Source organism: Kitasatospora sp. NPDC056327, assembly GCF_042261735.1.
Lineage (GTDB): Bacteria > Actinomycetota > Actinomycetes > Streptomycetales > Streptomycetaceae > Kitasatospora.
Genome location: NZ_JBHJRC010000001.1, coordinates 35,520 through 61,269, shown reverse-complemented (window position 1 = coordinate 61,269; position 25,750 = coordinate 35,520). Strand labels below are relative to the sequence as shown.

Annotated in this window: 16 protein-coding genes and 2 pseudogenes; 7 read left to right on the top strand and 11 right to left on the bottom strand. The window is 67.2% G+C overall.

The window, feature by feature from the left end; all coding sequences use genetic code 11:
- Positions 1–171: 171 nt before the first annotated feature.
- Complete coding sequence (locus ACFCX4_RS00220) at positions 172–1,806, bottom strand: zinc-ribbon domain-containing protein (RefSeq protein WP_376137508.1); 1,635 nt, start codon at positions 1,804–1,806, stop codon at positions 172–174.
- Positions 1,807–1,923: 117 nt separating this feature from the next.
- Between ACFCX4_RS00220 and ACFCX4_RS00215 the strand changes: the two genes are divergently transcribed.
- Positions 1,924–2,337, top strand: a complete 414-nt coding sequence (locus ACFCX4_RS00215) for a hypothetical protein (RefSeq protein ID WP_376137506.1) — start codon at positions 1,924–1,926, stop codon at positions 2,335–2,337.
- A gap of 563 nt (positions 2,338–2,900) precedes the next feature.
- Here ACFCX4_RS00215 and ACFCX4_RS00210 read toward each other — a convergent pair.
- On the bottom strand, positions 2,901–3,476 hold the full coding sequence (locus tag ACFCX4_RS00210; protein WP_376137504.1) for a hypothetical protein: 576 nt from the start codon (positions 3,474–3,476) through the stop codon (positions 2,901–2,903).
- A 431-nt stretch (positions 3,477–3,907) separates the two neighbouring features.
- Here ACFCX4_RS00210 and ACFCX4_RS00205 point away from each other — a divergent pair, with 431 nt between their 5' ends.
- Entirely contained in the window at positions 3,908–4,762 is an 855-nt protein-coding gene (locus ACFCX4_RS00205) for a hypothetical protein (protein WP_376137502.1), read from the top strand.
- 522 nt (positions 4,763–5,284) lie between these two features.
- Here ACFCX4_RS00205 and ACFCX4_RS00200 read toward each other — a convergent pair.
- Positions 5,285–5,824 carry a hypothetical protein gene (locus tag ACFCX4_RS00200; RefSeq protein ID WP_376137500.1) on the bottom strand — a complete coding sequence of 180 codons (540 nt, stop codon included), beginning with the start codon at positions 5,822–5,824 and terminating at the stop codon, positions 5,285–5,287.
- Positions 5,825–6,012: 188 nt separating this feature from the next.
- Here ACFCX4_RS00200 and ACFCX4_RS00195 point away from each other — a divergent pair, with 188 nt between their 5' ends.
- From ACFCX4_RS00195 to ACFCX4_RS00185, 3 genes are all read left to right on the top strand, one after another.
- Entirely contained in the window at positions 6,013–6,948 is a 936-nt protein-coding gene (locus ACFCX4_RS00195; RefSeq protein WP_376137498.1) for a nucleosidase, read from the top strand.
- A complete protein-coding gene (locus tag ACFCX4_RS00190) occupies positions 6,945–11,189 on the top strand; it encodes a hypothetical protein (protein ID WP_376137496.1) in 4,245 nt (1,414 codons plus the stop codon). The genes ACFCX4_RS00195 and ACFCX4_RS00190 overlap by 4 nt, the downstream gene beginning before the upstream one ends.
- Positions 11,190–11,287: 98 nt before the next feature.
- Entirely contained in the window at positions 11,288–14,797 is a 3,510-nt protein-coding gene (locus ACFCX4_RS00185) for a hypothetical protein (RefSeq protein WP_376137494.1), read from the top strand.
- A gap of 440 nt (positions 14,798–15,237) precedes the next feature.
- Here ACFCX4_RS00185 and ACFCX4_RS00180 read toward each other — a convergent pair whose 3' ends face one another.
- From ACFCX4_RS00180 to ACFCX4_RS00170, 3 genes are all read right to left on the bottom strand, one after another.
- Positions 15,238–19,698: an AAA family ATPase gene (locus tag ACFCX4_RS00180; RefSeq protein WP_376137600.1), complete on the bottom strand. Its 4,461-nt coding sequence runs from the start codon at positions 19,696–19,698 to the stop codon at positions 15,238–15,240.
- Positions 19,695–20,603 carry an endopeptidase gene (locus tag ACFCX4_RS00175; protein ID WP_376137492.1) on the bottom strand — a complete coding sequence of 303 codons (909 nt, stop codon included), beginning with the start codon at positions 20,601–20,603 and terminating at the stop codon, positions 19,695–19,697. Before ACFCX4_RS00175 ends, ACFCX4_RS00180 begins: the two co-directional genes overlap by 4 nt.
- A gap of 229 nt (positions 20,604–20,832) precedes the next feature.
- Positions 20,833–22,434, bottom strand: coding sequence for a recombinase family protein (locus ACFCX4_RS00170; protein ID WP_376137598.1), 1,602 nt, complete (start codon positions 22,432–22,434; stop codon positions 20,833–20,835).
- 86 nt (positions 22,435–22,520) lie between these two features.
- On the opposite strand from ACFCX4_RS00170, the gene ACFCX4_RS00165 reads away from it, so the two are divergent.
- Positions 22,521–22,682: a hypothetical protein gene (locus ACFCX4_RS00165; RefSeq protein WP_376137606.1), complete on the top strand. Its 162-nt coding sequence runs from the start codon at positions 22,521–22,523 to the stop codon at positions 22,680–22,682.
- Positions 22,683–22,782: 100 nt separating this feature from the next.
- Here the strand turns inward: ACFCX4_RS00165 and ACFCX4_RS00160 are convergent.
- The 4 genes and pseudogenes from ACFCX4_RS00160 to ACFCX4_RS00145 form a co-directional block, all read right to left on the bottom strand.
- Positions 22,783–23,106: pseudogene (locus ACFCX4_RS00160) on the bottom strand (DDE-type integrase/transposase/recombinase); the annotation flags it as partial.
- A 4-nt stretch (positions 23,107–23,110) separates the two neighbouring features.
- Positions 23,111–23,248, bottom strand: coding sequence for a hypothetical protein (locus tag ACFCX4_RS00155; RefSeq protein ID WP_376137604.1), 138 nt, complete (start codon positions 23,246–23,248; stop codon positions 23,111–23,113).
- A gap of 13 nt (positions 23,249–23,261) precedes the next feature.
- Positions 23,262–23,348: pseudogene (locus ACFCX4_RS00150) on the bottom strand (IS5/IS1182 family transposase); the annotation flags it as partial.
- Positions 23,349–23,580: 232 nt separating this feature from the next.
- A complete protein-coding gene (locus ACFCX4_RS00145) occupies positions 23,581–24,240 on the bottom strand; it encodes a hypothetical protein (protein WP_376137490.1) in 660 nt (219 codons plus the stop codon).
- 191 nt (positions 24,241–24,431) lie between these two features.
- Here ACFCX4_RS00145 and ACFCX4_RS00140 point away from each other — a divergent pair, with 191 nt between their 5' ends.
- A complete protein-coding gene (locus tag ACFCX4_RS00140) occupies positions 24,432–25,163 on the top strand; it encodes a lytic polysaccharide monooxygenase auxiliary activity family 9 protein (RefSeq protein WP_376137488.1) in 732 nt (243 codons plus the stop codon).
- A gap of 97 nt (positions 25,164–25,260) precedes the next feature.
- Here ACFCX4_RS00140 and ACFCX4_RS00135 read toward each other — a convergent pair whose 3' ends face one another.
- On the bottom strand, positions 25,261–25,749 hold the full coding sequence (locus tag ACFCX4_RS00135) for a hypothetical protein (protein ID WP_376137486.1): 489 nt from the start codon (positions 25,747–25,749) through the stop codon (positions 25,261–25,263).
- Position 25,750: the final 1 nt, after the last annotated feature.

Here is a 25,750-nt window from a genome sequence, read left to right as displayed (position 1 = left end):
CAAGACCGAGGCCAGCCGCGCCTGGATCAGCCTCTCCGCCAGAGGGGTCGGACTGCCAGCTGATGACGCCGCCGGAGTAGGCGTGGGTCCGGATGCCGCCGTCTGGGCGGGTCACATTGGTGGTGGAGCAACGAGAACCTCAGGCATCAGGATGCGATCACCATGCGCTTCTCAGCCCGAAACGGCCGCGTCTATCGCTGATGCGGCTGCCGCGTCCGAGACTGCCGCATGCACTGTGATGCCCTGGTCCCCCGGCGGACAGTGGCCGTGTTCGTCCTTGCGTTCACGGGCCTTCCGACTTCTGCGTGAGTGGGGGCAGTGCTGGCAGACCATGCCCTTGCTTCGGTTGGCCACGGGGTCCTCGGCAGCATGCCCCTCGGTGCAGAGCCACCACACCACGCGACGGGTATGGGGCGTGACATGTATGGGCAGAAGGGTGCCGTTGAGGGTGGGGTGCCACTGCGCGGCGAGGTCAGGTCTGCGTGCTGCGAGCGAGGTTGTCTCGGTGGCGTAGCGGCCGGAGCAGAAGCCGCATCCGGTACTCTTGCCGACCCGCTGGTCGATCTTCGCCCGCCATGCGTGTCCTTCGGTACACAGCCACCACACCTCTTTCCCCGAGCGGGCAGTGACCTGCTGCGGGGACAGCTCCCCGTTCAGGTGCGGATGCCATTTCTCGGCGATGAGGGGGAATTGCGCAGCAAGGGATTTGGAACCGTGATCTCGGGCGCGCAGCCCGTTGACGGCTCGGTCCGCTTCTTCCTGGGCGACGAGCCGGCCCGCGCTAATGTAGGTCCCGGCCGCTTGTCGCGCAGCGCTTGTGAGGAGGAAGTCCTCGTCGAGCATTTTTTGTAGGACCGCTGCTGCCACGTGGAAGGGCTTCGCGGCTCTCGGTGCCGTGGTGTCGCACGGGCCTGTCAGAGGCAGTGGGTGCTCGCGTACCCTGATCACCTTGTATCCGGCCCGTTGCAGCCGGTCTGTCTTCTCCCGGTCAATCGAGACCTTGTCCTTGTGCCAGTAGGAGCCGTCGTACTCCACCGCGACGTCGCCGAGGATCATGTCCACCCGCAGGCGTTGCCTATGCTGCGTACTCAGGCGCGCATCGCGCCTGAGCGGCTTCACGTGGCCGCCCAACACCTGGCGAAGCTCGGCGAAGGCTCTCAGCTCCACCTCCGATACGCCGATGAGCTTGCACCGGGCGCACGAGCTTCCAGCGGATCGCTTGAAGACCATGGCTTGCCATTCGTGGCCGCTGGCACAGCGCCACCATGCGTTGAGTCGTGCCCCGTAAGGGATTTGCTCTGGTGACAGGCCGCTATTGCGGGTGGGGTGCCACTGCGCTGCGAGTTCCGGGTACCGCGTGGCGAGGTCGTTGCCATACCCGACCTTCTGATTAGCGCAGTACGGGCATCCGGAACGCCTGGCTGTGCGGTTCGCCACGGTCGCATGCCACTCGTGACCGCAGGATCCCAGCCACCACACCTTCCTGTTCGACTTGGGTGCGGTTCGGTCCGGTTGGGCATCACCGTTTCGGGTGGGGTGCCAGTCACGAGCCACATTCGGAAACTGAGTCGCCAGGTCGTTGCCGTATCCCACTCTGCGGCTGCCGCAGTAGGGGCATCCGCATCCGCCGCTCCTGCTGTGGACCACTGCCTGCCACTCGTGGCCACACGGGCCGAGCCACCACGCCTTCCGGCTCGACCCTGCTGCGACCGAGTCCGGAGTGAGTTCACCGTTACGAACGGGATGCCATTCGCCGGCTACCTGTGGCGCGGCCAGCCTTAGGCTGGCACCTCTAGATGTGTCCATTGCGGGTTCACCCTCTTCATCACCACCGCCAGTCAACGGATTCGCCCACGCGCGGGTGGCGCCGACGGTAGGTTCGGCTGCGGACCGCGGCCACGAAACGGGGAGATCGTCTCGATCATGTACGACGCTGAGATCACAGCAGTGGCGACCGGCGCAGCGGGGACGCTGGTTGCCGCCATCGCCACCTGGGGCGCCGGGAAGATGCAGTCCACAGTGGCACACTTCTTCCGCCTTGGAACGGCCCACCAGCAGCAAGCAGCTACCGTGGCGGTCGGCACCACCGCAGCGCAGCTCTCCTCCGAAGACGGGGAAGCACGGGCTGCGGCGACCGAGGCATGGGCAGAGGCCATCGCGCGATACCTGTCCGAACACCGAGAGGCGATGGCCGAGGTCGATGGGCTCGCGCAGCCCATGCCGTCGACCTCGAACGTGTGGAACCAGCGCAACTCTGGAACGGGGACTTTCATCGGCGGGAACGTCTACGGTGGTCTGACCCTCAGTCAGGACGGGACGCCAGATGGCGGACGATGACCGCAGGGAGCAGCACAACCACCGGTCTGGCACCTTCGTCGGCGGGAACGTCCATGGCGGGATATGGCAGATCTTCCTACCGCCGTACGGGAAGAAGAGCGCCGACACCTCCCACCCAGGCCAGCGGCCCCCCGAGCAAGGCGATGAGGATGCAGACGACTACGAGGACATCGGAAGCCCTTTGGTGGCTTCTGCATTCTTCGCCTCGTTTTTTGGGTATGGCGGCGTCCATGAAGCAATGGGCTGGCCATGGGCTCCTGGCACGCCACCCCCAGGTGTTGCCCAGCGTGTAATTGTAGGGTTCATTGCTTTCTACGCGTCCTTGGCTCTCGTCGCCGTCTTCTTTGCGCGCCTTGCACAGGTCTTTGAGCTTTGGTCCGAGCAATGTGCCATCACGGCTTCGCAGAGTCGCGGCCGGCTGGTTGCCCGGCCGCCGGCTCTTATGGCGCGGCTCACGGCGTTTGTGTCCGCAGGGGTCGCAGCGGTGGCTGAGTTGCTGGCATCGCTGTATGGCTGGAGTCCCTTCGGGGGCGAGGTCTCGCGGCGCGCCCACACGGCGCGTGTCAACTCAGCCGCCAACGCAACAACGGCGCGCGCTGCCGCCAAGAGGCCTGCCGCCTAGGTGTTTTGACCAGTGGGGCTGGAGACACACTGGCGGGTCGTGGCCGGGCGCGGCCGACATACTCCCAGGTCATCATGCTGCTGCGAGCCTTGCGACCGGCCAGCAGCGCGGTCGAGCCGGCGGCACGCTCGAGCCGGGCCGCCGCACGGGCGGCCGCGTATGGTCTGTTCTCTGTCAGGTCGCAGATCCGATCCACCAGGGCCGCAACCAGCTCCTCGACCTCGCGCGGCACGACGCCCTCGGCCAGGTCGACGTGTTGCTCCCAGTCCGCGAACGGACCGCTGGCTTCGCCGACCGCCTCGGTCGCCACGTCGTCACCGAAGTCCAACAGGTGCAGCCGCTCACCTCGCCAGCCGCAACCGCAGCCACCGCGCACGGCAACGGCCCGAGGGCCATACGCACCGTTGTAGAGCCACCAGGTGGTGCGCCCGTCCGGCAGCGGCCCCGGCTCGCTGCCGTCCGCCAACACCGCTGCTGGGAAGCCCCGGTGGTGCTTGCTCTCGTCAACCCATGGCATGCCGTGCCCCTCATGTCCCTGGAGTACAGGGCACCAGAGTTCGCAGCTCGTGACACCTTGTCAAGGCGCCCTGACAATCGGTTCGATTCGCAGCCCAAAGGCTGCATACACCGGCGCCGCCGGACGCCGACCATGGGCAGGGCGGCTCGGTGAGCCGATCGACACAGGTGACCACCCCATCCACCATCGGCCCGTTGCCAACACCGCGCTGGAGGTCGCCGCACCGGCGTGGCGAAGTGCAGATCGCGATGGCTTCCTCTACTCTCATCTTGGGCCCGGAGGTGGTCCACGGCTGGCCGTTCGCCCGGACGAATTGTGCTCGGAAGCCGACGGGTGGGATGCCCAACCTCCTCGCGATTCGCCGTGGCATCAGACGACACCACCGTCTCACTTCGCGGCGCAGTCCGGGCTGTCGCCGGCGAGGATCTTCAATGCCGCATGTCAACGACCGTGCGCGCCTCAAGCAGTACCTGCCCCTCATGTCCGTACCCCAGCATGCGCTGCAGGCGGCCACGGTCAACGGACGGATCGAGCTGGACACCAAGGACGTCGGCCAGGAGAGCTTCCAAGCCCTGCTCTGGGACCTGCTGTTCAGCTCCGGACGCTCTCACCCGTGGGACCATCGCGGCGGAAGGTCCTTCCGCGAGCTCGCCGGATACTACGAATGGATCATGCCCACGCCGCACCAGCTGACGATCCAGGCGAGCGTGGCTCCACGAGTAGCGCACTACCTGCTACCGAAGACCGTGACCTACGCTGACGGCTCCCATGTGCACTTCGGCATCCCGGGCCTGCGAATCGAACGTGTCTCCGCTCGCGCCGTCCACCTGCTTCACCTACCCACGCAAGGCCGCCTCGAACTGCGCGAATCCCACCAGGGCACCGTGCGCTTGATGCACTCGCGCCTGCGGTGGGAAACCGGCTCCGACGAGACCCCGGAGAACCTCACGTTCTGGCGAACCTCGGGTATCACGGATGCAGAGGAGAGTGCCTCCCCCCACTGGGCCCCCACTCCCTGTACGCCATTGCGCAGTCGGCTGATGGTGCGCGCGAGCACCTGGTGGAGGCACTGGCCCCACACCGCCGAGATCGTGCCCGCGCGCCGGAGCAACACCAGCCGATGCCTGACCTGGCGAAAGGGGCCATCCTGCGCGGAGGTGGGGGAACTTCTGGTCAACAGCGCCATCCGGATCGCCGACGCCGTCCACGTCCCCGACCCTGACGAGCTGGACGTCAGTGTGCTGAGGCTCGGGCCAGCCACCATCGAGCTGGCTCGCCCCAGCTAGCTTGATCTTTAACCGGCACGGTGTGGAGGTCGGGTCCGTCGGTACCGGTTCGGTGTGGGTGGCGTCGGGCAGGTCGGCGAGGACGGTCATGTGGATGGTCACCAACGTCACCGACCTCGCCCTGATGCTTGCAGTGTGGTTCGCCGGGGGGCGAAGCCGGCGGCCCCGAGGACTATGACTATCATCCACTGGATCTTCCCCTCCAGCAGGATCTTGGCCTTGTAACGGACGGCCTCGTACGTGACCGGGTCCAACTCCAGGCCACGCCAGCCACCGAAGCGTCGGCGATCCGGTACCCAAGCACCTTCGAACGCATCCTACTCTCCTCTACCAAACTGATGATCAAATACTTGCGGACTCGTCACCCTGCCGAAGCCGGCAGCCGCGAGAAGCTGTACGTGGCGGTCACAGGGCCAACCACAGTGTCGCCTTCGTCGTGCCCTGAACTGTACGACCAGGCAAGCGCATTCCTGCGGCCCTGGGCCTCCACATACGCCGCTCCGGAAGGCACACATGTGCGGCCTACCTCGCGACATCGGCGTACTGGACTATCTGGGCAGCAAGAACGATGACTGCCAACGCTTCCAGAACGGAGAGGATGCTCGGCAGGGCCGCCCCCGCGCCATAGACCCAGAACGCGGTAAGAACTGCCATCGGAACCGCAGCGAAGGCAATGAGATCAACCGCGCACTGGATGATCTTCCGTTGTCTCCGGCAGCCATCGCTTCGGTGTGCCGACTCCCAGTCGAAGAGGCTCTCAGGCTCGCCAGCGAGTGCAGCCAGGCGAGGCCCTAGATCCGTACGGACATAGAGGCCGATCGCACTGATCTTCTGATCATTCGTCAGGTAGGTCCATCCGAGAATGGACGTCGCCGCAGGCAGCGTCAGCAACAAGGCAGGCTGGCGTGTCTGCGCCGCGCCGATCAGCACCGTCACCATCGCGGCCAGTGTGACGTAGAGCAGATTGTCCCGGAAGCCTATTCGAGTCTTCTGTTCCTCCTTCACCCTCTCGTACTCGGCCAGGAGTAGCTTGCCAACAGTGATGTCATCGGTCGCAGTCACGGCTGTTTCTCCGGTGCTGAGAGTCAAGGTTCCGTCCGGACAGTCTGGCCCAGCCGACGAGTCGCCGAAAAGCCGTCGCTGGGCCCGCAAATTAGCGGCTGCCCCCCGGACGCCGATCGCAGTGAGTCGGGACTGTCGGCGCGCGGCGGTACGCTCGATGGAAGTCACGATCCTGGAGGTAAGGTCCCTTGCTCAAAGGCAAGTTCGGCTCGGCCAGGCCAGTCGTCGTACTGACGGCGATTAGCCTTGAGTACAACGCGGTACGCGAGCACCTGCTCGACCCACATCGAGTGATCCACGAGGGAACGTGGTGCGAGGTGGGTACGGTAACCGGATCGGAACACCAGGTCGTCATCGCGGAAGTGGGACCGGGAAACCTTCGGACGGCCGTAGTCGCAGAGCAACTCAGAGCGGCCTTCGGGCCTCTGGCGATCATCTTCGTCGGGGTGGCAGGCAGCCTGAAGTCCGATGTCAAGCTCGGTGACGTCGTGGTCGCGGACAAGGTCTACGCGTACGACGGGTCCAAGCACGGACCCGACGAGCAGTTCGCCCGGCCGGCGGCCTGGAGCCCTTCGCACACGCTGTTGCAAACCGCCCTGCACAGCTTGCGCGGCTCCGCCTGGCAGGAACGGATCCGCCTGGGGGCGTACCGCCCAGACCGGCTACCGGAGGTCCACGTCAAGCCGGTCGCCGCCGGTGAGACCGTCCTCAACTCGATGGACTCCCCGCTGCGTGAACGGCTTGTACGGGTCTTCAACGACGCGGTCGCCGTGGAGATGGAGAGCGCGGGGCTCGCCACGGCAGCCGCCCTCGGCAAGGTGGACTCACTGACGATCCGGGGCATCAGCGACCTCGCCGACGGTGCCAAGGCATCGGCAGATGCCCGCGGCAGCCAGCAGATCGCGGCATCCCACGCCGCAGCCGCTGCGATGGCTGTCATCGCCGCGTTGCCGGGCGACCTCGGAGAGGCCACCCAAGCCAGCGGATCCGGGCCCGCAGACGGCTCGCTCACTCCCGCGCCGACGCTGCGGCAGATCAACAAAGCGGACCGCAAGGGAGTCGTCAATGCCGTACAAAACGGCAACCAGTCCATCACCAATGGACCGCAGACAGCTCCCAGGTGAGTAGCGACGAGAGGCTGGAGGACGAGGCACGGTCCGGGCCGGCTTCCCCTTCCGGCGTCCAGTCGACCGTACAGACCAACCGCGCGGACGCAGGCGGCACCGTCAACGCGGTGCAGAACGGTGACCAGTCCATCCACTACTTCGTCGGGCCGGACGGAAAGCTGCTTTTCACCCAGTGGGAGAGGAGCCTTCGGCGAAACCCGGGAACACTGCGCATCGGGCCGGACCAGGAGCTGACCGTCGACCGGCCGGCAGCACTCGCCGACCTCATAGAGGCACTCGTCAGCGACCGGCCGGAAGAAGTCATCATCGTCCGTGGGGCGCCTGGGGTCGGCAAGTCCGCGCTAGTGCTCCGAGCAGTCGATGAACTGCGTAACCGCTCCGTACAGGTGTTGGCGGCCTCCCTTCCCGCAATGGCCCCGTATGCAGGAGGTTTGGCGGAAGTCGTCACGTCGGCACTGGACCGGGACAGCAGCGCACGGGGAACGCCGACCCGTTCGGGGATCCTCGTCCTGGACGGATCCGAGGCCGCCCAGGAAGGCTTCGACGACCTGACCATCGAGGCCGTCGATGCAGCGCTCAGTACCGGCTTGCTTCCGGTACTGGTCAGCCGTGATGACGCCGCGGAGATGCTGGGTGATCTGGTAGCGCGTGCAGGCCATCGAGGAGTGGCGGAGACCAGTGTTCCGCCCCTGGACGACCGGGAGGTCGACGACGTCCTCCGTGCGGCACCGCACCTCGCCCAGATGGCGGATGATGGCCGGTCCCGCTGGCTGCTCCGCAGGCTCAAGATCATCGATCTGCTGTTGCGCTCCACCGGGCGTGGCGGCACGCTACCGGCTCGTTTGAGAAGCGAGGCCGATGTCTACCGGCACGTCTGGACCGCGTTCGTCCTCAACAACGGCCTCCAGCTCTCCAGAGGCCTGGAGGCTGGGGCACGTGGCCGAACCCTGGCCACGCTGGCCGAGGCCCGACTAACGGGGAGGAGACCACCTGAGGTGCCCGGACCGGCCCTGGCTTCGTTGCGGTCCGACGGCATCCTGGCACCGCTCGACGAGGCGTCGGCGGTCTCGGGCGAGGAGCACGCCTTCTCTCACGACCTGCTGCGGGACTTCGCCACAACCCGGCGCCTACTGCTGGACGACGGCTTCCTACTCCTGGAGGGCACTGGCCCTCGATGGGCTGTCCATGCCGCCCGGATCTACTGCCAGGAGAGGCTCTGGCCCGATCCGGCCGCGCCCGGCGGATTCCTCACCCGTTGGAACCGGACGCGTCAGCAGTTCGTACGTCTCGCCGAGAGGCACGGGGCGCGCTGGGAGGACGTCCTCTGGGAATCGGTTCTGTCCGCCGACTGGTGTGCCGACGCCCTCTCGGGCTTGACCCAGGAGTTCATCCGGGATCCCGGCCTGCTGAACAGCTTGCTGCGCTGCACCCTGCAGCGCTTCGGCGACGGTGGGTCCTGTGATCCGCTGGTCGCGGGACCCGTGGTCGAATGGATCGCTCGGCATGCGAGCGTCCTCTCTCACTCTCACGCCGAACTGGGCGACAAGGTCGTGCTGGCTTGGCTGCGCGGCCTGTTCCTGCAGGAGGTACTCGGGACCGACACGACAAAGAATCGGCCGGTGCGGGCCCTGCTGCGCGATGCCATGCTCCGGGACGTACCGGATTTTCCCTCGGCCGCGTACATCGAAGCACTCGCCCTGCTCGGTGCCGAGCGGGCCGGTACCGCGGCCGCCCTACTGCGAAAGCTCGCGCAGTCGCATCCCAACAGCCTCATGCCGGCCGTGGACCGTGCTGAGGCCAGCGGCTGCCTGGCCATGACAGATCCCGATCTACTCGTTGAACTGGCCTCGGCCTACTACCTTCCGCGCCCCGATCGACCGGACCGGTTCCTCGGGAACCGCCGGAGGCCGTGGATGGGGAAGCACGAGTTCCTCGGCGGCCTCGCCCGCAGCCAAGCCAACTGGGCACGCGGTCCGTTCTTCTGGTTGCTCCAGGCTGCCCCCTCGCACGGACTGCGTCTGATCGAGGCCATTGCCACTGGCACTGTGGAGGCGCAAAGCACGACAAGCAGCGAGCTTGGTCTGACCGCCGATTTCCTGGACACCGGCCTACGCCACTACGCGGGTGCCCCCAGGTCCTGGTTCTGGTACCGGGGCGCGCTTAACGGTCACCAGCCGTGTATGAGTGCGCTGATGGCATTGGAACGCTGGCTGGAACGGGAGATCGCCTGCGGTTCCATTACGGTTCGCGCTGCCGCCCAGCTGGTCTTGGCTCGGGTGGGAACGCTGTCCGGCCTTGGTCTTGCCTATGGTCTGCTGCTGCGACATTTGAACATGGTCACCGATGAGTTGGATGAGTTCCTTACTCTTCCCCAGGTTTGGGAACTCGAGATCGGCCGGATCACCAGCGACAGTCTGCTTTCGAGTGGCAACGACCTCCCTGGTGACGAGTGGCTTAAGCGTCGACCGGTCGAGGTAGCGATGGCTCTCGTCATCGATGCCGCACGCACGGACAATGGGAAGGCCGTTGCGCGGCTGAGAGCGGTGGCCGACCGCCTGCGCTCGGCCGCACCGGACGGCGTCTACGGGTTGACCGTCAAGTCGTGGGCCGATCACCTCGACCTGGAGCGCTTCAGGCAGGTGCGGGACGGCGATCAGGTGGCGATCGAGGTACAGCCGTCGGAGGTAGTCGCAGCGGCGTTGGAACGCCACCGTGCAGAGGCCGACCGCACCTCGCAGCAATACGCATTGGTCAACCGCTACGCGTTCCACCGATCGGTGCCGTATCGCGTGAGCAAGCCTGTCGTCGACGATCTCGCCACGCTCGCCACCGATCTCCGGATAGCACGTGAGCTCCACGGGGGGCTGGCCGACGAAGCGGGGTGGGCGTCCGACGGGCGGTACGCGGTAGCGGCCGCGGCCGTACACGCCGCAACAGTCGGCAGTACGCTGGATGACGAGGACCTGCAATGGTCGGTCGACCTGCTGACCTCGGCACTCTACGAGCCTGTCGACACCTCCTACGGTCCGGACGCCACTCAGCCCTGGGCCGGCAACCGGCTGGCGGCCCTCGCTCTGCCGCGCCTGCTCTCACCCCTGGCCGACGCTTCCGAGCCACCGCCCATCGACACCGAACGCGTGGCCGATGCCGTGGCACACAGCGCTGCCCACCCAATGCACGAGGTGCGCGAGTACGCCGTCGAAGGGTTGCGTCCGCTCTGGTCCATCAGGTGCTCAACTGATCACCGCCAATGCCACCACAGCCTTGCCTGGCGCGCGGTGGAGTCCTGCGTCCGCCAGTCGCTGGAGCCCAGGGCCATTCCGCCCGCGCCCACGATGGGCAACACATCCTCGGCCTCCCTTGCTGCCACTCTGGTCTCTCGCAAGGGGAAGGACATGGACCCGGCGGTGCTTCGGCCCGCGGTCTCAGCAGTGCTAGAGGCCGGTCGGACCCCGCACTGTTGCCGGGCCCTGGCCCAGGAGTTGCGTGGCCCCCTGTTGGACGCCTACGCCCGCGCAGCGCAGGTGTGGGGTGAGGAGCCGCACACCGAACAAGGGACAGGGCTAGGAGCCTCCCTCTTGCGCGCCGCCGGCGCAGAGCCGACCGTACTGATCCGGTTCGCCGACCGGCTGATCGTCTCACCCTCGGCGTTTAGCCATCTGTTGCGGGCCCTGAAGACTGCCGCCACCTATGAGAGTGACCTCGTGCGGCCGTTCGCCGCCAGCTGGCCGTACCTCATGGAGCTGGTACTCACCCAGCCCCTACCGACCGCAGTGGACCAAGAGGACGAAGACGCTGGCAGGTTCGCACGACACGACCACAGGACGATGCAGTCGGAGATCATTCCAAACCCGGTGGTATCCATGATGGACCGGGACGTCGATGGCACTCTGCGGGAGGCCCGACGTCGGTGGATCCCCCTCGCCCCTGTGGCCGACTTGGTCGAGGACTGGACAGCCCATGTCGACAAGGACTGGTCCGCCCTCGACAACCTCATTGGCTTCCTCAAGGCACAACCCGTCCATCTACAGGTCGATCCCGGTCTGCGCTGGGTTCGGCAACTATCCGTCAACGGCGCCGGGGCAGTCGACACCGCCGGCTTGTCCCTCGTTGATTGGTTGAAGGACCTACATCCTGTCGTAACGGCCGCAGCCGAGCCCCACTTTCAAGCCGTGGTTGACGGTCTCGCGCTTGCCCAGCACCCGAGCGCCACCGCACTGCAACGGCTGGACGAATGAGCACGAACGAGCGCGGTCATCGGCCCCGGCGCGTCGACATACCGGCTCAGTCCTGCGCCGCACGAGGCCATACGGACCGATGAGGGGAGAGAATACGAATGGACGCCAACAGCGCGGCGAGCGTGGAACCGGGTTCCGCCGGAGACGACGAGCATGCCCCCATCCAACGGAACACGGCCGACGACGGTGGCACCGTCTACGCCGTTCAGAACGGCAACCAGAGCATCTACCACGTACACCCGGACGATCTCTCGCCCGATCCGTGGCTCACAGCGCAGGAAGCCTTCGAAGATCCGCACGCCGCCGCCTACTTCTCTCACCGCTGGAACCTGGTCGGCCGCACGGAACTCGTCCAGGAACTGGTCTCCTTCAGCACTTCCACCGACGAAGCCAACGGGCGTGCGGGAGTCCTGCTGGGGGCGGCCGGCGCGGGGAAGAGCCGTGTCCTGCACGCTCTGGCCACGGACTTCGTCCTCCGCACCGGGGGCGTCGTACGGGTGCTGCCGGCGTATCCGGCCGTGAACCGTCAGGTCTCAGCACGATTGCCCGACGACTCCAGCCTCCTTGTCATCATCGAGGACGCGCACCAGCGCCCCGACGACCTACCGGCTGTCATCCGCGACCTTTACCGACAGCGGCCCCGAGCCAGGATCATCATCTCCACCAGGCCCTCCGGCACAGCTACCCTCAGAGCGACGTTCAGACAGCTCCGGATGGACGATTCCCTGATCCCGACCTGGGAACTCGGCGAGCTCACGACCCGGGAGGCCAGCAGTCTCGCGGCACAGGCGCTGAGCAGTGAGACTCGGCACCTCGCCCGCTGGCTCGCCAAGGCCGTGGGTGACTCGCCGTTCCTCCTCGTCTTTAGCGCCGTACAGATCGGGCGAGGCGTACTCAATCCCGAGCAATTGGAGCGGGACGGCGAACTGCGCCGACAAGTGACGGAGGCGTTCATCACGGAGGCTCTGGGCAGATCCGCCACTCACGACGAGGACCGGTCCCTGCTGCACCTCGTCGCAGCTCTGCAACCCGTACGCATCGACGTACCCCCCTTGCTGAGCACCATCGCACATCTGCTCGGCGTCCCGGCGGCCATCGTTCGGACCCGGCTGGCCCGTCTGGTGGACATGGGGCTCCTGGCCCGTCGTGGTAACTCTCACCGAGTCCTGCCCGACCTGCTGGGCGATGTCCTTCTGGCCGAGGCCGCACTTGATCCCAGGGATGGGCGGTCCAACGGCTTTCTCGAAGACGTCCTGGCCAACACCGACGGCGAGCCGTTGACCAACCTCCTGGTCAACACCGGGCGAGTGGACTGGCAGTGGAAGGATCTCCGGCCCAACGGCCCGTCCCCTGTCGAGCCCCTCTGGCGCATCCTCAAGCAGGAGTACGCGGCCGGGAGCACCGAGACACGCCAGCAGTTGCTGACCGTCGTACGCAAGGTAGCGCCGTACCAGCCAAGGCGCGTCCTCGACCTCCTACGCACAACCGTCGAGGCGGACCGCTCAGGCCTTGTGCCGCTGCTGGACGACATCCCTCCTGTACTGGCGGCCGCCGCGCACAACCCCGACCACCTCGGCGAGTCGCTCGACCTGCTGTGGGAGGTCGGACAGCACGACACGCGGCCGATTCACTCGGCCCCGCATTCAGCGCTACGCCTCCTCAGCGACCTCGCCTCGTACACCCCTGACAAGCCGCTGTTCTATCAGGAGGCCGTTGTCGACGCCGTTGGCCGTTGGGCGCAATCCGGGCCGGTGCACGCCTCCTCCCGTATGCCCTTCGCCCTGCTGGACCGGATCTTCGAACCTGTCGCGGAGAGCCATGAGACCGAGGGGTGGACGCTCGTCATCTCGCGTCTTCCCCTGGCAGCCGACCGTGTGGCCTCCGTACGCGCCCGCGCCTACCAAGTGCTCCTCGACGCCTATGGCTCCTCGGACCCGGTGCGGGCCGGCATCGCGGCACGTAGCCTCGCGGAAGCCTTCCGGGACCAACGCGGGCCGTTCGAGGCCCTGCTGGTGCCAGCTCTGGAGGAGTTGGCCGTACGGACCCGGGAGATCGGACCAGGACCGCTGGTGTCGCTCGCGGTACACCGGTCGGTGGTGTGGCACCAGCTGTACGGCACCCCATTGGCCTCGACCGCAGCGCGCCGAGTCTCGGGCTCTCTGCCGGATTCGTTGCCGCACCGGATCGCCGTACTGATGCACAGTGACTGCCACGAGTGGGAACTGGTCGGTGATGACTACGACTTCGGCGCTTCAGAGCACGCCTGGCAAATCCGCATCGCCGAGGCTGCCGAGGAAGCCACTTCACTCTGGGACGACAGAACGGCCTGGAGTGTGCTGTGCGACCTCCTGGAGACGGGGACGCAGGTCTTCGCCGAATATCCACCAGACTGCCGGCCGCTGATCGGCAGCTTCGCGGCCGGGCGGCCCGGGCTCTCCACGGCAATCATCCGCGGAGCACTGGAGCGCGGCGACACCACCGTCGACCTCGTCGTGACCCCAGCGCTGAAGGCCCTCTGGGACAGCGATCCATCAGCAGCCGAGCAGCTCTTGACGGAACTGGAGGACACCAACCGCGCCTCCGTGCTCCGATCCGTCCTCCAGACGAGCCTGACCCGGCATGCAGCAGGCGACGCACTGCACACGTCGGAGGGCATGGCGGCCCGCCGGCTGGCCGGACACCATGACGTCTCGGTTCGCGTCGCAGTCCTCTCCCTGGCGGTCCGGATGGTCCTGAACCTCTCAACGCGGTCGGAGGGAATCGCACTCCTCTGCTCCGTCCCCTTCTCGGCGTTGCCCTCCGGCGCAAGGGAGTTTGCGTGGGCATTCATCGGCCCCGAGGCCCTCTCCTGGTCCGACCTGACCCCGGACCAACGAGCGGGCTGCGTCATCGAGCTGACCGGAGCACCGACGCTAGACGACTACCGGGTCCAGTCAGCCATCGCAGCCCTGTCCGAGGCATACGAGGACGAAGCGCTCGACATGCTCGTCGCGCGGTTGGAATCGTGGGAGTCTGATCCCACACCTGCTTACACCCCTCTCCCTTTCTCTTGGAGCGCCCCCCTCCCATTCAAGAACAGCTCACGCCGCACAGAGCTGCTGGAAAGACTGGCTCACTGGTTCGAACAGGAACGGGAACACCCCTGGCGTCGAGAACTGTTCGGCATCAACCTGTTCAGGATCGTGGCGGGCGGCACATACAACCGCGAAGTGCTCGATGTCCTCCTGAAGGTCTTCAGATCGGGCGACGCCGCGCGGATCAAGGCGATCGCCCCACTGCTGGGCGGAGCCCACCGCGAGCTCCTCTGGGACGAGCCAGACTTCGTGGCCGACGTCTTGCGGACGGCCGCCCGGCACTCGAACGAGCTGTACCGGCGAGTCGGTGGCCGCCTGATGAACGCCGTCATGTCCGGTATGAAGTCGACCTCACCCGGCGAGCCGTTTCCCCAGGACGTCGAGGTCCGCGAAAAGGCAGCTGGAGTCCGCGCAACGCTGACCGCAGGCTCACCGGAAGACCGCTTCTACTCGGCACTCGAAGATAGCGCCGATGCGGAGATCGAGAGAGCGATTCGGGAGGACCTGGACCTCGATTACCGCCGCGACTGGTAAAAGGCATCGACCCTCGTCGCATCTCCTCGGACGAGTCGCGGTCACCGCGCTTCCGAACGGACCCGGCCGCAACGAGCGTGCGTCATCAGCACCAGCGAGATGCGTACGCGGCGCTACTCGCCGCCGCCAACGGCTACTTCTCACAGACAGGCCCCGAGGCATGTCTCGCAGAGGCTCGCCGCCAAGTTCTGAACGACAGGCTGAGATCGAACAGCAGGCTGACCGAATCAGGGCCGCTGTCCCGCTGTACGCCGTGAACGCCGCTGCTGCGGTGGTGTCCCTGGAGGGCGGCCATGAACGCCGACAAGCTCCGCCAGTGTGTGTTCAATGTGCACCAACAGACGGACTGCGGCGCGGCGACCGGACTGCGACACCTATCACGCTCCCGGCCGGGCGGCCTCCGTCCGGCTGCCGCCGACGGGTCCCCGCCGCACGCCAGATCACAGGTGGACGGCGGCCGCGGCGATGCCTTTCGGGCTGCCGAAGACGATGGTCGGCTGGTTCCCATCCGTCCCGGTGGCGTCGGGCGGTTGAATGGCGAGTGCGGTGACCGGGGCTCCTGTGACCAGCCGCAGGACTTCCTCGCCGGCGTGGCAGTCCCACACTCGGATTGTGGTGTCGTCCGTGCCAGCGCTGACCAGGAAGGGTTGGGGGCGGTCCTGATGGTGCAGGACTGTCAGTGCACTTACCTTGCCTCGGTGTCCCAGGAGCGCCGGGAGAGCTTCGTGCCGGGGCGCACGGGGATCCCAGAGCCTGATGACACCATCGGCGCCACCGGTGGCGAGAAGGGGCTCCGGCCCTGTTGTGAGGAATGCCAGGCTGTACACAGAACCGACGCGTCCAGGTATGGATGCGGCCGTCGAGCCATCGGGGCGGAGCAGTCGAACCGTCTTGGCGGCTGCGGCCACGATCGGCTCCTCGGTGTCGGACGGCGCCGCTGCCAGGGCCCGCACAGGGCCGCCAGTGTGCCACGCGCCACTCCACTGGTCGTCGTTGTTCAGTGAGAGGAATTCAATGCGGGAGTTGGTAAACCCAGCGACGACAATCAGGCCTCGGCCTGGCCGCGCGGGCAGTAGAGCCAGCTGCCGGATGCGCGGACTGTTCCGGTACCCGTCCGGCCCATACAGAATCCGCCGCTCCCCGCCCCCTGTCGTCGCGAGCAGTGTCCCGTCCGCGTAGGCCACGGCGAAGGCTGGTGCATCAGCTGCGGAAGCCAGGGCGACGATCTCTCCATGCGGCTCGTCGGTGTCGTCGTGCACCAGCCGCGTGGGGACACCGGTCCCGGAGGCATGCACGCGGATCCCACCGTGCCGATCGGAGCTGATAAGTCGGGCCGGACCGGCCGGTTGCGGGAGGAGAGCGAGGTGCTCGGCAGACGGATCGATGATCTGGCCATGTGTGGTGTCATCGCGCTCGGGACTCCAGAGACGGATGATGCCGTCCAAGGAGCCGGAGACGAGCAGCGGTTCCCGATTCGTGTCCAGGACGGCGAGTCCGCGCACCGCTTTAGTGTCCTCGGTCGGCCGGGAGTGGGCGAGCTCGCCGGTGTGCGTGTCGAAGAGGTTGATTGTCCCGTCGACCCCGCTGCCGATGGCCAGGAGCGGCTCGCGGTAGTGATCATCGTAGAGAGCCATGGAGGCAACCGACTGGCGGATGGGAGCATGCCGCTGCACCTGGCGGGTGAGGGGGTTGAAGATCCTTACCCCCTTGCCTGAGCGTGAGGCGACCGCCAAACGAGGTTCGCCGTCCCGATTGGTGAAGGCCTGCAGGGCGGAGGTGCCCATGCCTTGGGCGGCTAGGTGGCCGACGCGTTCGAGCGTCTCCCCATCCAAGAGCGGCACCTGGCTCCCGTCCTGCCCAATGGCCAGGAGCGTCTGCTCCGGGGAGACGGTGACCGCCTCCAGCGCGTGCACGGTGAGCAGTCGGCGGCTGTACGGACGTGCGTCCACTTCGTGGGGCCGCGCCCTGAGCATGTCCCCGGTGTACGGGTCCACATTGAATACGAAGCGCGGTGTGGCTACAGCAAGCCGGGGTCCCCGGCCGCCGCTGGTCGTCAAGGCGAGGGCACGGATGCGATCGGCCATGAGCTGCCGGGTGCGCCCGGTGTCCGGGTCGCACTGCCACAGTCCCGTGTCACTGCCGACCACCAACAATGGGTCCGCTCGATACCATCCCGCTGGCAGGACAACTGCTGCGCGGACATGGCGGCCGAGACCGGTGAACGGGGCACCGAAGGGCACCCCGCTCCGGGCGTCCCACATGGTGAGGGTGCCGTCCGCGTGGCCGGCCGCGATGACGGCGGACCCGTCGGCCGTCTGGAAGGCGACCAGCTTCCAGATCCCGGTGGTTGTGCCCGCGAGGACGTTGGTAGGGAGCTGGAGACGGTTCCACCGCGGCGCCAGCACCGGCAGCCGTGGTGGTGCGCAATGGTCGGTAGGAAGCCCGGCGGCATCGGCGCGTTCAGCCAGCGCCAGGCTGTCGGACCGGGCGGCGGGCGGGGCGTCCTCCAGGAACGGCTCAATGCGGGACCAGGCCGCGAGGCGCCGGGTGGCGGGATCGGCAATGACGGGCAGTCCGAGCGTGCCCCGGATCCGGCCCTGGGATTCGAAGGGCAGGAACGACGCGGGGATGTGCTCGTCGTCGAGGACGCCCCCGGCGGCTGCGTGGCCGATCAGGTGACGGCGCAGGTAGGGGTGGGGCGGCTGCTCTGAGCGGTCGGCCAGGAGGCTGGTGAACGTCTCTGTGAGTCGCCGGTGGGCCGGGGTGCCGTCGGGGGCGGGGTCGTCTGTCAGGTGTTCGAGGCCGGGCAGTGCTTGCGCGAGAGGGATCCGCGCCAACAACAAGGTGTGCGGAGCGGTGCGCAGGACCTCTGCGACGCGTTCGTGGACGGGCCGGTAGACGGTTCGGCCGTCTTCGACGGCGGTGGTCAGGTAGCCCGTGAGGCGGCTGTCGCGCACCACGCGGATGCAGGTGTCGGGCGCCTCGCAGCGTGGTTCGAGGCCGCGGACGGCAGCGGGCCAGACCGTTGCCCACGGGAGGCCGGCTCCGAGGGCGAATGCCGTCGCGCGCAGGACTGCCAGCAGGTCCTCGGGCCGACTTCGGGTGTGCTCGGCGACGTCCGCGAGGTCCTGCCGCAACAGTTCCTCTGTCCCTGCCCTGAGCCGACTGCGCCAGTCCCGGTCGTCCGGCGAAGGCAAGAAGAGGGCGGCGTGCAGCTGCTGAGCCGCCAGGCGGGCGTCCAGGAAAGAGGGGGCGACCTCCTGTGCGATGGCGGCGGCGGTCCGGGTGACGGCGTGGTCATCGCGGTACAGCAACCGGGTACCCGTCGCGGGAGTGGCGCGCAGCAGTGCTTCGGCGTAAGCGGCGATGTCGTCCCGGGCGGCGGCGTCGTCGGTGCGCAGCAGGGTTCGGGCGCCAGTGGTCTGTTGCAGGAGTTCGAGCAGTCCGCGTCTCCCCTCCTCGACGGCTACCTGGTGTGGCCGGGGCATACGCGGTGAACTGCGGATGCCGAGGATTAGCCGTACGACGCGCGAGCCGTCGGGGTGCGGGGCGGCCAGTGATCGCAGGACGTCAGTGATGATGCGGCGGGGGTTGCGTGCCTCGTCGATGCCATCGACGACCACGGTGAAGGGCCGACCCCTCGCCGACGACGCGGTGCGAACATACGCGCGCAGGTGCTCGGTGGCGTCGCGATCGGCGGGGGCGGATTGCCCGGTGAGGGCCTTGTAGATGGCGGCGGACAGTTCCTGCGGGTCGGTGTTCCGGGCCAAAACCGCAGCATCGACGGCGTTCGGGGCCACTTGGAGGTGCTCGGGGATTGTTTCCACGTAGGGCCGGTAGGCGGGGTCCGCGCGGAACCGGGGGTCGCTGAGGGTCACCAGGCGGGCGAGGAGGGCGCTCTTACCGGAGCCGGCCTGGCCGGTGACGACGAGCGCGCCGTTGTCACCGGTGAGGAAGTCGTTCATCTCGCTAATGAGGGTGGCGCGGCCGGTGAAGTACCAGCCCGCGTCGCCGGACATCTGGCCGGTGGCCCGGGTGATCCAGTAGTCGTCAAGCTCGGCTCTGGTCCACCCGACCTGGCTACGGGCGTCTTCCAGCAGGGTGGCGTCGGTGTGTCCGGGATTGGGCAGGCAGGGGCTCGGTTCGCTCGCGGCAAGGCGGCGGCCAACGCTGGACGGCGGCCACAGGACGTGGACGTCGGCCATCTCGGCAGGGTCCCAGACTGTATCCAGAACGGTGTGGAACTCCTCCCAGCTGAGGTGTGAGCGGGCATAGCCACTGGCCTCGTTGGTGCAATGGGCATGAACGGCGGCCAGGGCCGACGTGAAGGCCCGCAGACGAGGCGTGCTCTCGTCATTTCCCGCTGCCAGGACGACCAGGGTGTGCAAGGCCTTCCGGCCCGGGTGGAGTGCCTTGAGGCAGCCCTCCAGTTCCGCCCTGAGGCGGCCGGAGAAGCAGGAGTCGACCATAACCAGCACGTGCTCGGCTCGAGAGTCGAGTGCGGCCGTGACGAGTTCGGCGGTCGGGAAGGCCGTGGAGAGCGGACGTTCCAGTCGGGTGTCCGTCAGGCGCAGGAAGTGTTGTGACCCTTGGGGCGCCAGGCCGTGGCCGGTGATGTAGATGACGAGGGCCTCGTCCTCGTGGGCACTGACGAGGTCCTCGTCGATGAGGAACGCCCTCAAGTCGTGGACGCTCCGCAGAGGCTTGGGCGGATGTGAGGGGGTGAAACGGCGTCCGTCGTCCAGGGCAGTGCCGCCCCACCAGTTCTCGACGACCGCGACTTGTGCGCCGATCCCGGCCTGGAACCTCGTCTGGGCCGTCTTTGTGCCCTCGTCGTACTCGCTGACGGCGATCACGACGAGGCGGCGCCGGAAGGTGGCGGGGGCCTGGCCGTCCGTCATGTCCACGTGCCGGTGGCGGCCCGGACCACGGGCACGGTGCGCAAGTATCGGGTCGCGGCGTGCGGGTCGATGCGGCCGTTGTCGACCTGAACGTCGATGACAGTGGCCGCCTCTGCGGCCAAGCCAGCACCGCCGGTGATGATGTCCCCAGGGTCGAAGACGTTCACCCACCGGATGTGTGGCGGCAGCACCATCGCCTCCCCGTCGGGCACCGCGAGGCCGCGCCGCACGGCGGGAATCGCCAGAGGTGAGCCGCAGGTCACGAAGGTGTGCAAGGCAGTTCCTGTCCCGCCCGGCGTGGCGAGCTCCGCTCGCCGGATCAAGTCATAGCCGATCACGCTGCCCAGGGAATGGCCGATGAGGACGCTGGTGCGCTCGCTCGCTGCCTCGCTCACGTGCGCGCGCACCTGGGCAGCGAGATCCGACCGGGTCAGGTACAGGTGGACCTCACGTAGCGCGCCGATGAGCTTTGCGACTGCCCCGCCGGGCTTGCGGCGGTCGTAGGCCATCGCGAGGCGGGTCACGCTGGCCGGCCACAACTTGGGCAGCCCCAGGGTTGTCGGATCCGTCCGGGCCGCGTAAGCGCGCTCCTCGCTGCTCAGCAGGTCGTCGAGGGCCTGGGCAACGAACGCCTCCTCATCCGCGGTGAACGGGGTGAGGTCGGTGGGCAGCAGGTCGTCGCCGCTCAGACTGCCCGTCGACTTGGCCAGCAGGGCCGTCCAGTGGGGAACCTCCACCGCGGGCACAGACGGCACACTGCCTCGGGCATCGGCCGTGCCGCGCAGGCCGCCAACGCCGCGTTCGAGGGCCTCCGTCCAGTCCTTCGTAAGCTCACGCCGCGATGTCCTGCCCTGCCAGATCCCGTGCACACCGAGCACATGCTGCCGGTCCACCCGCTCGCCCACCCTTCACTCCGCTGTCACACCACGGTGAGGGACCACTCTATGGCCCGTGTGTCCGAGCGATCATCCCTCCATGCCCCTCCGCCTACCCGTGATCAACAGGCCGGATCCTGGCGACAGGAGGAAGCCGCTTCACCCTGGCCTTGGCGGCTTCGGCTGACGGTCGCGCCCCTGGCCGAGCCATCAGAGGCTCTCTGGGCGCGCTGCCTTCAGAATCCAGCGGTTCCGGCCGCTATTCCAGCGTCTGTTCGTGCTTGGCCAGCGCTGGCCTCGTTGTGAAGGTCGCGGAACTGACCTGTTCCAGATTAGGTACTCGTGCTTCGAGTTCGGCGGGCAGGTACCAGCCGCTGGTGGTGGGTGTCATGTAGAGGCGGGCTTTGAGGCCGAGAAGGAGTTGGCGGCGGTGCTCTTGGTCGGCTTTGTTCCAGGCGTCGGCGAAGGTCTGGCCGGTCTCGACCTCGACCCAGGCGGAGGGGCGTTGCGGGAGGGCGGCGAGGCGTCGGCGTTCGTCGACGAGGACTTCGAGGGCTTCGGCGTACTCGTTGTCGCCGCCGGGGTAGTCGAAGAGGTTGCGGCGTTTCTCCTCACGGAGGTCCTTCATGGCCTGGGTGACGTGGTTGAGCTGTTCGGTGTGGTCCTCGCCGGGGGTGAACCTGCGTACCGTCATCGCCAGCCCGGCCAGCCGATTCGCCAGGGCGGTGATCGCGGCGGTAACGCGATCGCCCTTGACCGACTGGCCCTTGCAGGCTGGCTTGCCCGCCGTCTTTGCGCACCGGTAGTACTCGTAGACCTTGCCGTTCTTGGCGAGGTTCACCTGCCGGTACAGCCGGTCACCGCAGCGGTCGCAGTGCGGCACCCCCAACCACGGCGAGGCACCGTTCGAGCGCTCCTTCGTGACCGATCGCTCGTCCATCGCCGCCTGGATCGCCGCCCACTCCTCCTCCGTGAACAGAGGCTTGGCCATCCGGATCGGCAGACCCTTGGCGTCACGGGCGATCTTGCGTGTCTTGACGGAGCGGCCGGTCAGCTTCAGGCCCATCGTCGCCGGCGAGCGCAGGATCTTCCCCACGCTGGTCGGGTTCCAGCGGTTCGACGGCGGCGTCTTTCGCTTGCTCGAGTACGACTCGCCTTGGTTCTTGTACGCGTGGGTCGACGGCGTGTCGAAGCCGGCGGCCTCCAGGGCCGTGGCGATCATCCACTGACTCTGCCCCTCCAGGAGGAGCTTGCCCATGTAGCGGACGGCCTCGGAGGTGACCGGGTCCGGTTCGAGTGTGCGGCCGCCGCCGGGACGGTCCACGATGCGGTACCCGTACGGCGGCTGCCCGCCGGCCCACCGGTCCGTCTTCCGCAAGTGCTTGTGCGCGGCCGTGACGCGGGCCTTGATCCGCTTGAGCTCCATCTCCGCGAAGATCGACGCCAGCATCAGGAAGGTCTTGGCCAGCTCGTTCCCGAACGACGACTCGCGGCCCTCCCGGTAGTCGAGGGTGATGCCGTCGTCGGTGAAGACCAGAACCTTGTGGTTCTCCTCCGCCCAGTGCGCCACGTCCGCGCAGTCCTTGGCTGACCGGAATGCCCGGTCGACCTTCGCCCACACCATCGCATCCCACTCGCCCTGTCGCTCGGTCAGCCACGGTCCCAGATCGGGGCGCTTCCACGGCGTGATCTGGGCAGAGACGTCCAGGTCCTCGAACGACCCGACGATCTCCCACTCCTTCGAGACCGCGTGCCGCGTCGCCGACTCCGCCTGCACCAGGTGCGACACCTTGCCCTCGTCCCCGTGTGTGTCCGACACACGCGAACCCACCACTGCCCGGACCGGCACCAAAGCCGTCATGATGCTCACAGGAAGTCCCCTACCGCCCAGGCCAGCGAGCACCCTCGAACAGGCTGCACTCGAACGGGTGGACCTTTTTCGAAAAGGTGTCGTTCCGCTGGCGGATCGACCTCCAGGTCGCGACCCCCGCCCTCGCCGACAAGGCCGTCGAGGCCCGCGTCGAACGCGCCGCCACCCACGCCGAACGGTGGAGCGACCACGCTCCCGTGACCGCGGTCTACGACTTCGACCAACTCCTCCAACGATGACGGAAGATGAAACGGCGCGATGAGGCCACCTCGCTCGGTGCCACCGCTTCTCGCCGGAGAACCAGGGCGTCCAGCCGCCCATCAATGCACCGCGCACCACGTGCCTGCGGCGCGTGGTGCAGCGGACGAGCCACCGAAAGACGGTGCGGCGGCAGGATTCCGCACCCGGGTAGTGGCGGGCCCCGCGCAGGACTTCGCGTTCGAGGGTGGCGCGGAAGCTCTCGCAGGCGGCGTTGTCGGCGGAGGTGCCGACAACGCCCATGGGCTGCGTGACACCCAACTCGCTGCACATGTCGGCGAATTCACGAGATGTGCACTGGGCTCCGTGATCGGAGTGGAAGACCGCGCCACGCAGTTCGCCGCGGGTGGCGGCTGCCATCCGCAGGGCGTCGGCGACGAGTTCGGTGCGCATGTGGGCGGCGATGCCCTTACAGGTCGCCCCGGGGCGTGGACTTGTACAGGGCCACGGCATCGGCCTTGAACTCGTCCGAGTGGTCCTTCATCGCCATCGGCGGTGTTCTCGCTTCCTCCGGATCAAGCAGATCCAGTATCAGCGCGTCGACCACTCAGGGGGAGACCCCGGTCACCCTCCCGGGTGACGATCAGCATGGTCACCCACTCGACGAGCGCGTGCGGCAGGTCCAGTGCGGCAGGACAGGTGACCAACGAGGCTCCCTGGCTGGTTGATTGAGATGTGAGGTATCTCGCTCAACCGCCCGGGAGCCTCGTTCGTTCTTCCCACGCACCGACCGCCAGGCCGTCACTCGATCGGTGCCCGCCTTGAAAAAGGCTCAGTGATACGACGCTCCGAGACGATCAATGCGCGTATTTCAGTCCCACCACGGGTGACCCAACGACTCGGACGTCCACAGGCCACGGTTAACCATGCACGAGGTCGTCAGGCAGTATCAACCCCAACGGCGACGACTTCATCCCCCGGTTCACAGTAGGCATAGGACCTCACACCGGGCTTCATCCATTCCCATTCACCATAACGGAGGTAGTCGGGGTCGGAGATATTCCGGCAGACGATTTTTACGCGCTGCTTCTTGAGTGACTCATATGTGGCACACTCACTGTAGCCACCCTCCCTCTCGCCAGTGATTTTGATGGCCTTGCAGTTGGTCTCATCAGCCGAAGCCGCCGGGGAAGCAAAGGCCAGCACGCCGGCCCCGATAATGAGCGAAAGAGCACAGGCAACGACCTGCTTACGAGTGTTCATCGGTCTCACCTCCTGGTTGATCTTTCGCTCACCATCGCATGCCGATGGGGCGGCAGCAATCTCGCTGGCCATGCGAGTGAATTGACGCATCTTGCCGACTTGGGCACCTGCAATGACTGTTCTTCGATACGGGAAATCAGGACCTCCACGGCCGAGATGATTATTTCCGGCCGAATGAATGACGGTCGGCGCATGCGTCATGCCGACCGGACGGCCCCGGACGGGTCGACCCGGCGCACCGGCCACGGACCGGGGAACATGGCCGCCCTGCGCAACTTGCGGACCAACACACAGCGACAGCACGAACATCGCAACATCGCCGGCCGCCTCCGTCACGCCGCAGACGCCCCTTCACCCTCCTGAGCGCCGCCCGCCATCCCGGGGCGAGCCTGTTGTGGGCGGCATCGAGGGGGCGGAGAGCACCGCGGAAGTGGCTGGAGGGCCGTCCAATGGCAGTGCAGCACAGGCGCGACGACCTCTAGAGGTAACCCTCCGCCAATATCATCCGTACACAGAGTATGATGGCCATGACCTCGCGTTCCGATACGGACGAGGCCGCCGAGCGGCTGGTGTCCGAAATCGCGCTCTCGGCCTTCCGGGCGAACATCACCGTTGCCCAGCGCATCGACGGCGAACGGAGTGGAGACATGGCAGTCAAACATCACCCTGGTGGCGGTCACCGGCACGGGTGGCTGATGCATCCGCGGTCCCGGGCGGACATCGAGTTCAACGGCGGCTGGCCCGCCAACGGGCTGGAAGCGGGCAAGTTCTTCCCGGCGACCCAACTCGGGCTGCACGACCCGGACGCCCCGTCGGATCCTCCCAATGGGCCCAAGCCGGTGCCGCCGGACGGCAAGATCGCCAGCGGCGGGAGCGAGCCGGCGGCAGTGAAGCTCGACGAGGTGCGCGACTGGCCGACGGTCGACCTGAAGTCGGGGGCCGATACCCCGTTCCAGTGGAACTACTCGATGAAGCACCGGACACGCCGCTACAACTACTTCGTGACCAAGGAGAGCTGGAACCCGAAGGCGCCGCTGAGCCGCGCCCAGTTCGAATCCAAGCCCTTCGCGACGTACAAGCCGCACGGCGACATCCCCTACTGGGAGATGCCGGATGCCGCCACGGATCCCGCGCTCACCAAGCCGCACACGATCCGTCTGCCGAAGCGCTCCGGCTACCACGTGATCCTCGGCGTGTGGGAGGTCGCCGACACCGGGCACGCCTTCTACCAGGTCATCGACGTGAACTTCACCCAGTAGACGTCCACGACGTCAGCCGCGTAGCCCCGTCCGCAGGTCCGGCCCGTGGTCCTGCCACTGAACGACGGGCCGGCCGGCGGTGACTCGTCCGGCCCGATCAGTCGGCGAAGACGGTGGTGGGCTGCCGGGGGGCGAAGCTCGCAGTGCCGGTGTACGCCGTCCCGACCGTGTCGACGGGGTTCTCCTGGCTGTCGGTCGCCGGTCTCCCCACCGTGAAGGTGACGGTCAGTATCCCCGCGTGCACGACGACCGGCATCGGAGCGGCCCTGCCGGTGCGGGCGCGCCCGGCCAGCTGGGAGTCGGCCAGGGCGAACGAGACGACTCCGTCGCCGGCAGTGGTGCTCGGCGGCCGCTGGTACTGCGCGGGCACCTTGAGAGCGGCGATGTCGTCCGGCACGGTCACCGTCGCCCCGCCGATGAGGAAGCCTCCGGTGCCCGGGACCGGCACCGCCGCCAGGTCGACACCACCCGGCATGCCGAACAGCTTCGCCGGTCCCGCCGTCGTCTCCACCCGGATGGTGTCGTCCGACTTCACCACGGGTTTGCCGGTCACCCGCCCCTGCACGGGGTCGACCTTGTGGATCATG

Bases quoted from the DNA above. Each gene is read 5' to 3' on its own strand.
- ACFCX4_RS00185 (WP_376137494.1), top strand. From the start codon at position 11,288: ATGGACGCCAACAGCGCGGCGAGCGTGGAACCGGGTTCCGCCGGAGAC.
- ACFCX4_RS00140 (WP_376137488.1), top strand. From the start codon at position 24,432: ATGACCTCGCGTTCCGATACGGACGAGGCCGCCGAGCGGCTGGTGTCC.
- ACFCX4_RS00170 (WP_376137598.1), bottom strand. From the start codon at position 22,434: ATGACGGCTTTGGTGCCGGTCCGGGCAGTGGTGGGTTCGCGTGTGTCG.
- ACFCX4_RS00205 (WP_376137502.1), top strand. From the start codon at position 3,908: ATGCCGCATGTCAACGACCGTGCGCGCCTCAAGCAGTACCTGCCCCTC.
- ACFCX4_RS00210 (WP_376137504.1), bottom strand. From the start codon at position 3,476: ATGCCATGGGTTGACGAGAGCAAGCACCACCGGGGCTTCCCAGCAGCG.
- ACFCX4_RS00215 (WP_376137506.1), top strand. From the start codon at position 1,924: ATGTACGACGCTGAGATCACAGCAGTGGCGACCGGCGCAGCGGGGACG.
- ACFCX4_RS00180 (WP_376137600.1), bottom strand. From the start codon at position 19,698: ATGACGGACGGCCAGGCCCCCGCCACCTTCCGGCGCCGCCTCGTCGTG.
- ACFCX4_RS00135 (WP_376137486.1), bottom strand. From the start codon at position 25,749: ATGATCCACAAGGTCGACCCCGTGCAGGGGCGGGTGACCGGCAAACCC.
- ACFCX4_RS00220 (WP_376137508.1), bottom strand. From the start codon at position 1,806: ATGGACACATCTAGAGGTGCCAGCCTAAGGCTGGCCGCGCCACAGGTA.